Here is a 9,404-nt window from a genome sequence, read left to right as displayed (position 1 = left end):
TAATAATAATTCCTAGTAAGCTCGCTCCTATCCCTAATTCTTTCGTTAGCTTTTTGCCTAGAATCGCTAGATCTATTTCTAGCGAGAGAAGCCAGAAGCCTTTGTTGGCAAGTTTTCTAGCTCGCTTGTCCCCCTGTCAGTATTAATCCCTATTAGGGATTAATACTTTGTAGGGTTGATTCATGAATCAACCCTACAGCGTTCCCATTAATCTTAACCCCTATTAGGAATTGAAACTTGGAGGCAAAAATCAGCAATACTGATATTGAGATCACGATGGTGAATCCAGAAGAGCTAAAGGAGACAGAAAATGGCTAACGAAACCGTCACTTATTCCCTAGAAGCAGTTCTGACAAGGATTGAGGGGAAAATCGATTCTCTGGAAAAACGGATCGATGAGAGATTTGATAAGGTAGATGAGAGATTTGATAAGATAGAAGAACGGTTGACGAAAGTGGAAATAGGACAAGTCGAACTCAAAGGGGAGATTAAAGCCTTGGATGAGCGACTAACCACAGAAATTAAAGGGTTAACTGCAAGAGTTGCCTATCAGGAATTTACCAATCGGGGGATTCTCATCGCTCTGATTGTGGCCATTTTAGGAGGGGCTGCTAAACTTTTTGGTTTTTTCCCCAATCCCTAACAGCGATCGCCCTAAAATGCTGTAGAATTAACTTGACAAATATTAAAACGCAGCCAAAGACTCTCTGGGAAATGCAGTTAAATAATTGGATGGCAACCTAAAAATATGAGTGAATTAACTATTCGTCCAGCTAAAATTACTGGTGTCATCCCAGATTCGATCGCCGCCGAGGTAGGTTTTGAAATCGGGGATTCGCTCGTCTCTATTAATGGTAATCGTCCCCGGGACTTAATCGATTATCAATTTTTATGTGCCGATGAATTTTTAACCCTAGAAGTGCTTGATAGTCAGGGCAAAACTCACCAAGTAAAAATCGAAAAAGATTATCATGAAGACTTAGGTTTAGAGTTTGAAACTGCCCTTTTTGATGGCTTAATTCAGTGTAATAATAAATGTCCTTTTTGCTTTATCGATCAACAACCAGAGGGCAAAAGAGAAACTTTATACTATAAAGATGATGACTATCGTTTAAGTTTTCTCTATGGCAGTTATTTAACCTTAACTAATCTCACCTCAAAAGAATGGCAGCGGATCGAAAAGATGCGAATCTCACCGCTTTTTGTGTCCGTTCACGCCACGGAACCCGATCTGAGAATTCGTCTCTTAAAAAATCCCCGCGCTGGTCAAATTTTAGACCATTTAAAGTGGCTACAAGCCAGACAATTACAAATTCATGCTCAAGTGGTAGTTTGTCCCAATATTAATGATGGAATTCATCTCGAAAGAACCCTGTTAGATCTGGTTTCTTTTCATCGGGGCGATATTCCCTGTGTGGAGTCGATTGCCGTAGTTCCCGTGGGATTAACCCGCTTTCGTCCCCAAGAAGATGAATTAATTCCCGTTAGCCAAGAAAAAGCGCGAGAAGTGATCGAACAAGTCCAAACTTTACAGAAAAAATTTCGTCAAGAATTTGGCAGTAATGTGGTATGGTTAGCCGATGAATGGTTTTTAATTGCCCGAGTCGATTTACCACCTCAATCTCACTACGAAGACTATCCCCAAATCGGTAACGGAGTTGGCTCGATTCGTCAATTTATTAGGGATTTCCAGAAGACAGCTAAGAAGTTATTACCTGCTCAAATTACTCCCTCTAGACGGTTGGTATGGGTAGTGGGCAATGCGGTAGAACAAGCTTTTCAACCCCTAGTTAAACAGTTAAATAAGGTGGGGGGTTTAACCGTGGAATTAGTGGCTTTAAATAGTGATTATTGGGGGCAGGAAATCACGGTTACGGGTTTATTAACCGGGCAAGATATTCTCAAAGGATTACAAGGTAAAAATCTTGGGGATGGGGTTTTATTACCTTCTCTCATGCTTAAGCATGGAGAAGCGGTATTTTTAGATGATATCACCCTAGAAACTGTTATTAATCAGTTAGGAGTCCCTATTTATCCAGTCCTGGGAGTGGAGGAATTAATTAAAACTTGTCTTACTCTCAATCCCTTGAACAAATCCTAATCTCCCCCAATCCCTTTACTGTTGCCTGTTGCCTTTTGCCTCTTGCCTTCAGAAGCTGATCACTGATTACTGTCTTAGCCTAGCTCCACATTACCTGTCCCTTGAAACATCAGCCAAGAGAGGAAAAAATTAGCCACAAAAATCGCTAATAAAGAAGTTACCACAGCTGTGGTAGTAGATTGACCAACTCCTTTAGCACCGCCGGTGGTGGTTAAACCCCAACTGCAACCGATAATGGCAATTAAAACCCCAAAAATTAGGGACTTTAACATAGAACTAATTAAATCCCATGTTTCCAGAAAATTTTGGGCTGATTGTAAGAATAGGGAATAGGAAATACCGTAAAGACTATCAGAAATCAACAAACCACCGAGTAGCCCTGTGACTAAAGAGATAATAGTGAGCAGCGGTAACATTAAACTACAGGCAATCACCCGGGGAATGACCAAATAATCGATCGGATCGGTTTTTAAAATATATAAAGCGTCAATTTGTTCTGTTACTCGCATTGTACCAATTTCGGCTGCAAAAGCCGAGCCAACTCTTCCCGCCACCACCACTGCGGTTAAAACCGGGGCTAATTCTCTTGTTAAAGCCAAGGAAAGGACTCCCCCAACAAAACTACCCGCCCCAAAAAAAATAAATTCTCTGGCTACCTGAATAGTGAAAACCATACCCACAAAAGCAGCAGTAATTAGAGCAATTGTCAAGGATTCTGGCCCCACAATACTCATTTGTTCCAGAGTATTACGCCGGTGGATTTTGCCATTAAGAATATGTAAAAAAGTTTGTCCCGCTAATAAACTGGCAGCCCCCAAACGTTGGAACCATAAACTTAAACCACTGGCAGCATCACTTTTTCTTGGCATTTGTCGAGGGACTATCGCTAAAATCTAACTTATTATAGGCGAGAATTCCCTCTAATACTAAATCTGGTTATTAAAAACTGATTATAGCGTTTCTGATTCACAAGAGGTACATTCCCGATCCTGAACAGCTTAATCAGCAAAGATTTAAGTGTGCCGCACAGATGCGAGAACCGCTATATTTATTCTCCGTTTTGCATGAGTGCCTCTTGCCTTTTGCCTGTCCTGATATGTAGCCTATACTCAAAGGATTTAGTATGATTATCCCTCGATTGTGGGGACTTGCTTTGATGCCACTCGATTGAGGGATAACAAACCATGGTTTTGCGCTGCCAGCAGGGGATAATAGAATTATCTAGTAGCCGTCAGCTATCAACCCTGATTCTTTATCCATGCCAGATTTAGCGAAAATTATCCTGAGAAACCATAAAATTGATGCTGTTAAACGATTCCATCCTTGGATATTTTCCGGGGCGATTAAAGAGATGGAGGGGGAAGTCAAAGAGGGTGCTATCGTAGAGGTTTATAGCGATCGAGGCGAATATCTAGCCACTGGACTGTATAATCCTAGCAATATTGCCGTTAAAATTCTTTCTTTCCAAAAAGTCAGCGATATTGCTCAATTATTTCTCGAAAAATTCCAGAATGCCTATCGGCTGCGGCAACAAATCGGTTTAGTGGATAACCCGAAAACTAACTGTTATCGTTTAATTAACGCTGAAGGAGACGGTTTACCCAGTTTAATCGTCGATTGGTACAATGGCACGGCGGTTATTCAAGCTTATTCCCTAGCTTTATACCAACGTCTCGATCTGATTGTCGATTGTCTGAAAACTATCTACGCTGACAATTTACGGGCAGTTTACGATAAAAGTGCCGCAGTTTTGGCGAAAAGCGCCCATACTTCCGAGAATAAATACTTATTTGGTCAAAAAACCAGCGATGAGGTGTTAGAATCCGGCCATCGCTTTATTATTGATTGGGAAAAAGGACAAAAAACGGGATTTTTCCTCGATCAAAGGGAAAACAGAGCTTTATTATCTCAATATTCCCATAATAAACGGGTTTTAAACACTTTTTCTTATTCTGGCGGCTTTTCTGTCTATGCTATGCAAGCGGGGGCTGCCCTAGTCGATTCCGTTGATAGTTCCCACGGTGCGATCGATCTTACCGAAAAAAATATCGCCCTGAATAACCTCAGCGAAGTTCCCCATCAATCCTACAGCGCCGATGTTTTTAACTTTCTGCGCGACTGTCAGGAGGATTACGATCTGATTGTCCTCGATCCCCCCGCTTTTGCCAAAAGTATCCAATCCCGTCATCAGGCGGTTATGGCTTATAAAAGATTAAATCAGCAAGCTTTCCAGAAAATTCGCCCCCAAGGTATTATTTTCACCTTTTCCTGTTCCCAAGTGGTTAATGAAGAACATTTTCAGGGGGCTGTCATGGCTGCCGCCATTGAATCGGCTCGCCCAGTGCGAATTTTAGCACGTTTAAGCCAACCGGCGGACCATCCCACCAGTATCTATCATTCGGAAGGTTCCTATCTGAAAGGATTGGTTTTAGCGGTGGATTGATGGAAAATTAAACGATTACCATCGGGATCATAGATGTAGATTTCCCTGCCGTGGGAAGCTTGGCTAATTTCCCCCCTAGCACCATAGCCGATTTCGCTCCAATGCTCGATCGCTTTTTCGAGACTCTCCACCTCGAAACAAATGCTCATGCCACTGCCCCTAGAATCGCTAAATTCCTCTCTGTGGGACTCTTTAGGGCAAAAAAGACCTAATTTAAGGTTAATCAGCCTAAATTCCGCATAAACGGCGGCAAGGTAGGGGCTTGGTTCCTGTTGCAACAGTTGACGATAAAACTGCACCGAGCGATCGAAATTACTCGTTCCTAGGGCAATAAAAGCCTCTGTGTAATTGAATGGACTATCGGGGGGGTTATTCATCGGGGTTGGCAAGCTTTTTCAGTGATCAGTAAACAGTAAATAATGGCTGGGGAAAGTTCAGTCATGGGGTGGCAGGGGGGATTAGGCCGCGTCTTCTAAGTAAAGATAAGCCTGAAAACTCATAAATACCCCGCTAATTTCTTGAATTTCTCCCAATTGGGAGATCGCCTCGTTAATGGTGTGATATTTAATCTCGATCAGTTTTGGCAATTTCTCCCGGTCAAGCTCGCCAACGCCAGAGCGAATATACTGATCAAGAATAAAGTCCAGAAACTCCCGTTGTTTTCCCGTGTATTTCGAGAAAATTAAATCTTTGTGCTTGATTACCCGCTCTTCTCGCGTCAAGGGTCTGGCTGCGTAGGCGATATAGGTCAGGACATCGTAAATATCACTGTTTTCCGTGTTGGTGATCCGGGCGATCGCCTGTAGCTGTTCCTCGCCGTGGCCTTTTTCCGCGAGTCCAGTTAGCAGAGATTTGCGGGTGTCGGGTCGGCCCCAGAGATGGCGCAATTCCGCTTCATCTTGAAAAAGATCGGGAATATCCCCGAAAAGCTGCTGGATAAACTCCTCGGCCGAGATCGGTTTTCCGTCAGCATTCCAGAAAGTTGTTTTCTGGATGTGTTCCAGTTCTCGTTCCTTGCCGTCGGCCAGTTTGATTTTAATTTTCTGACGTATCGGCAGAGGATCTGGCTCGTCGAGAGGATATTCGATCGCGTCAGGTGGTTCGGGGCGCGGCCTCGGATCGATGACCACGGGTTCCTGCGGTTCCCCGTCCCATTCGGGATCGTTAAAGTTTTCGTGGGCTTTAACAAAATCGTAGATAGTAAAATAGTCCTTATTATCGAAAAGGCGCGTCCCCCGGCCGATAATCTGTTTGAACTCGATCATCGATTTCACCGGACGCAGTAGAACGATATTTCTCAGGTTTCTAGCATCCACCCCGGTGGAGAGTTTGCGAGAGGTGGTGAGGATGGTGGGGAGCCTTTTCTCGTTATCTTGAAACTTTTTTAAGTGGGTTTCTCCCAAGCTGCCATCGTTGGCGGTAACGCGAGCGCAGTAGTTAGGATCGCTGCTGATGGCCATTTGATTGATCAGATCGCGAATGGCTAGGGCGTGGTCTTGATTGGCGCAGAAAACCAGGGTTTTCTCGTTTTGGTCGATCGCCTCCATAAAAATTTTTACCCGTTGGCGCTCCCGTTCCTCGATCTCGATAATCCGGTTAAAGTCGGATTCAGTATAAACCTTGTTTTCGTCGATATCGCCCTCGATCAGTTCATCGTCGGGATCATATTGGTACTCGTCGAGACTGGTGGTGAATTCAACCACCTTAAAGGGGGTTAGGTAGCCCTCGTTAATGCCTTCTTTCAGGGAATAGGTGTAGAGGGGTTCGCCGAAATATTTGTAGGTGTCGCCGTTGAGATCCCGTTTCGGGGTGGCGGTTAATCCCAGTTGTACAGCAGGGGCAAAGTATTCGAGGATTTTTCGCCAAGTGCTTTCGTCGTTGGCCCCGCCCCGATGACATTCATCCACGATCACCAAGTCGAAAAAGTCGGGAGCGTATTCGAGGAAGTTAGGGGCTAGTTCCTCGCCGTTTTGGGTCATAAAGGTTTGAAAGATCGAAAAAAAGACGCTGCCGTTTTTAGGGACTTTCTTTGTTTTCTGGATGTTCTTCGGTTCGATCCGAACGAGGGCATCTTCGGGAAAGGCGGTAAACTCGGTTAAGGCTTGATTAGCCAGAATATTGCGATCCGTAAGGAAGAGAATACAGGGCCGGTGGGTCGGTTCACCGCTCAGGTTCCAACTACTATGAAAGAGTTTCCATGCGATTTGAAGGGCGATCGTTGTTTTGCCGGTGCCGGTGGCCATGGTCAGGAGCATCCGTTTTTGACCAGCTGCGATCGCTTCTAGAACCGCCTGGATGGCATTGTGTTGGTAGTAGCGGGCCTCGCGCATCCCGCTTTTATTATCGGGGGGGACGGTGGCGAAACGGTCGCGCCAGTGGTTGGAATCGGGATAGGTGGCGGCCCAGAGTTCTTCGGGGGTGGGGTAGCGATCGATATAGCCTTCTTTTCCGGCGCGGGTATCCACTTGATAAATGCGGAGGCCGTTGGTACAGAGGGCGAAGGGAGTTTGCAGGCGCTCGGCGTAGTCCTTAGCCTGCCCAAGTCCCTCGGTGGGGTGCGCGTCGCGTTTTTTGGCTTCCAGGGTGGCGAGTTTGTGACCGCGATAGACTAAGACATAATCGCAGATTTTCGATGAACTGCGCTGGCCGTAACCCACCAGACGACCGGGGGCAATAACCTCGCGACGAATTTTACTGTCGGGAATGACTCCCCACCCCGCGGCTTTGAGGGCGGGGTCAATCAGTTCTGCTTTGGTTTCGGCTTCGTTCATGGGCTAGAAATCAAGTTGGCTGATGGCTTCCGCGATCGCTTGATCGGTTATGTCGGTTTGATCGGTTTTGGAGTAGAGGGTGATGAGGACGATGGTGGTCTGGGTTTGCAGGTAGTAGATAACTCGATAACCGCCGCTTTTCCCCTTTTTAATATCACTGTTTTTGAGGCGAACTTTGAAAACGGGGAAATTGAATCCTTGAATGCGATCGCCGGGGGTTTGTCCTGTCTGAAGGGTCCGAAGTAGGGGTTGTAAGTCTTGGCGGATGGATCGATAGCGTTTGGCGAGGATTTTGAGATCTTTTTGAAAGCGGGGGGTGAGTCTAATTTCGATGGGGTTTTCGTTAATCGACATCAATGTCTTCCCACATTCGATCTAGGGGGATGGTATTTCCCCCTAGGGCTTCTTGCATTCCTTGTTTAAGGTTGGCGACGATTTCCTCGTCTGGGGTGTCGTCTGGGTTGTGCGATCGTTCCCGTTCTAATTCAAGGCGAAAGGATCTAACGATCTCGTAAATCTGACTCAGGTGATCTTCGGGGATTTCGTGGAGTTCGTCGATGATTTTTTGGATGATCATGGAGCTACGGGAAGACGCTATTTACATTTTAACGGTTCTACTGGCTGAGTTGACCGGTGAAGGCTTTTTCTAGGATCGATTGTTTAAGTTCGGCGATCGCTTCTAGTTTGCGCTGGTAAATGGTTTCGAGTTTTTGAGTTTTTTGATAACATTCTTCTATTTGCTCGACGATTTTTTTTTGTTCTACAATTGGAGGAATAAAAACGGGAAAATTTTGTACTATAGCTTTATTAATTTTTTTCATAGTAGGATTAGCACCCTGTGCGCTATTAGAAATTAAATGTCGTAGTTTTGATGTTCTAAAATACCAATAAATAAACTTGGTTTCTGCCCACTGCGGGTTAATAGACATTTTCATAATTAAATCGCAACAGATGGTGGGTTCTGTTATGTTTTCACAGATAGCAACATGACCGACTAACTCTGATGTATTACTTCGGGTCATTAAGAATTCGCCGTTATTTAACCAATAATGAGCGCCCACCTTAACGGGGGCATTGGTAAATTTAATTTTTTGTATATTGAAATGAAAACCAGTTACGGAAGATAAAGTGAGGACGGGAACACCTATATCTGAATGATTTTCTGCCGGTGGCGACCACCCATTTCTAGGTTGCTGAGATAAAATATCTTGGAATTTTACCCTATCCCAATTAGAATTATTTTTATGGATAGATTTATCTAAATAACGTTTAAAAAAATTGCGAATATTAATTAAACTTTGTCTAGTATTAGCTTCAGCTTGGGCTATACCCTCGAAAGCTTTGTCTAGTATCTCTACTATTCTTTTTTGTTCTTCGATCGGGGGGACGGGAATTTTGATTTTTTCCAAAGCATTCCTAGAGAGTTCTTTAAATGTTGTGCCTGTTCCAAGATCGTTTAATAATTTAATGTTAGATTTAAGAAAATAGAAAAGAAATTTGGTATCAAGATTATTCTTCGGTATTAATCCTCGACAACCTTGATTGGTAGCCATTTCTTGAACATTAATAATCAAATGTCCTATAGGCGCTCTTGTTGAGAGGATAACCGAATTTTTTGGAATAAGTTTTGCAGAGGATTTTTGTAGTCCTAATCTAGAAATAGTACGACTTGTATTAGAGACAAAAATAGTTTTAGCTTGTCCCATATCTTTAGGTGTTATCCATAATACATCTCCGTCCCAATATTCAAGCACTTCACTTTTTGGAGTTCCGCCACTGACTATTTCTGTCACCTCACTAAGTTGATAAATTTTCCATTTTGATTTCATAAAATCTCTCCAATACTTGTAAAAATCTACGCACTTACTTTAATTTTTTTGTTTTCTATCAATTTTCATAATCGAAACTCGATGCTGGTGGAGTGAAGTCGGATGCTGGTGGAGCGAAAGCCGAATGCTGGTTGAGCGAAGTCGGATGCTGGTTGAGCGAAGTCGGATGCTGGTTGAGCGAAGTCGGATGCTGGTTGAGCGAAGTCGGATGCTGGTTGAGCGAAGTCGGATGCTGGTTGAGCGAAGTCGGATGCTGGTTG

The 9,404-nt window shown here is 44.0% G+C and carries 10 protein-coding genes; 3 read left to right on the top strand and 7 right to left on the bottom strand.

Annotation, left to right across the window (positions count from 1 at the left end; translation table 11 throughout):
* Window positions 1-310 precede the first annotated feature (310 nt).
* Window positions 311-643, top strand: coding sequence for a DUF4164 family protein (locus IM485_RS04410; RefSeq protein WP_104396127.1), 333 nt, complete (start codon window positions 311-313; stop codon window positions 641-643).
* A gap of 105 nt (window positions 644-748) precedes the next feature.
* The gene (locus IM485_RS04405; protein WP_287741561.1) at window positions 749-2,101 is read left to right on the top strand and encodes a TIGR03279 family radical SAM protein; all 1,353 of its coding nucleotides are present in this window, start codon (window positions 749-751) and stop codon (window positions 2,099-2,101) included.
* 74 nt (window positions 2,102-2,175) lie between these two features.
* On the opposite strand, the gene IM485_RS04400 is transcribed toward IM485_RS04405, so the two are convergent.
* Window positions 2,176-2,970: an MlaE family lipid ABC transporter permease subunit gene (locus IM485_RS04400; protein ID WP_287701634.1), complete on the bottom strand. Its 795-nt coding sequence runs from the start codon at window positions 2,968-2,970 to the stop codon at window positions 2,176-2,178.
* A gap of 389 nt (window positions 2,971-3,359) precedes the next feature.
* Here IM485_RS04400 and IM485_RS04395 point away from each other — a divergent pair, with 389 nt between their 5' ends.
* Complete coding sequence (locus IM485_RS04395; RefSeq protein WP_287741559.1) at window positions 3,360-4,544, top strand: class I SAM-dependent rRNA methyltransferase; 1,185 nt, start codon at window positions 3,360-3,362, stop codon at window positions 4,542-4,544.
* On the opposite strand, the gene IM485_RS04390 is transcribed toward IM485_RS04395, so the two are convergent.
* The 6 genes from IM485_RS04390 to IM485_RS04365 form a co-directional block, all read right to left on the bottom strand.
* On the bottom strand, window positions 4,511-4,921 hold the full coding sequence (locus IM485_RS04390) for a VOC family protein (protein WP_110578937.1): 411 nt from the start codon (window positions 4,919-4,921) through the stop codon (window positions 4,511-4,513). The two genes, IM485_RS04395 and IM485_RS04390, sit on opposite strands and share 34 nt — an antisense overlap.
* Before the next feature lie 81 nt (window positions 4,922-5,002).
* Window positions 5,003-7,315: an EcoAI/FtnUII family type I restriction enzme subunit R gene (gene hsdR / locus IM485_RS04385; RefSeq protein WP_287741554.1), complete on the bottom strand. Its 2,313-nt coding sequence runs from the start codon at window positions 7,313-7,315 to the stop codon at window positions 5,003-5,005.
* Window positions 7,316-7,318: 3 nt separating this feature from the next.
* Window positions 7,319-7,669, bottom strand: a complete 351-nt coding sequence (locus IM485_RS04380) for a type II toxin-antitoxin system RelE family toxin (RefSeq protein WP_149973162.1) — start codon at window positions 7,667-7,669, stop codon at window positions 7,319-7,321.
* Window positions 7,659-7,892 carry a hypothetical protein gene (locus IM485_RS04375; protein WP_104396133.1) on the bottom strand — a complete coding sequence of 78 codons (234 nt, stop codon included), beginning with the start codon at window positions 7,890-7,892 and terminating at the stop codon, window positions 7,659-7,661. The genes IM485_RS04380 and IM485_RS04375 overlap by 11 nt, the downstream gene beginning before the upstream one ends.
* A gap of 37 nt (window positions 7,893-7,929) precedes the next feature.
* Window positions 7,930-9,144: a restriction endonuclease subunit S gene (locus IM485_RS04370; RefSeq protein ID WP_104396134.1), complete on the bottom strand. Its 1,215-nt coding sequence runs from the start codon at window positions 9,142-9,144 to the stop codon at window positions 7,930-7,932.
* A gap of 58 nt (window positions 9,145-9,202) precedes the next feature.
* On the bottom strand, window positions 9,203-9,404 hold a 202-nt coding region (locus IM485_RS04365), incomplete at its 5' end, for a hypothetical protein (RefSeq protein WP_287741547.1).

The sequence above is a fragment of the Microcystis sp. M169S2 genome, from assembly GCF_020245865.1.
Taxonomy (GTDB): Bacteria; Cyanobacteriota; Cyanobacteriia; order Cyanobacteriales; family Microcystaceae; genus Microcystis; species Microcystis ichthyoblabe_A.
Note: the sequence above shows the minus strand (reverse complement) of the source record. Positions and strands in the feature narration are given on the sequence as shown.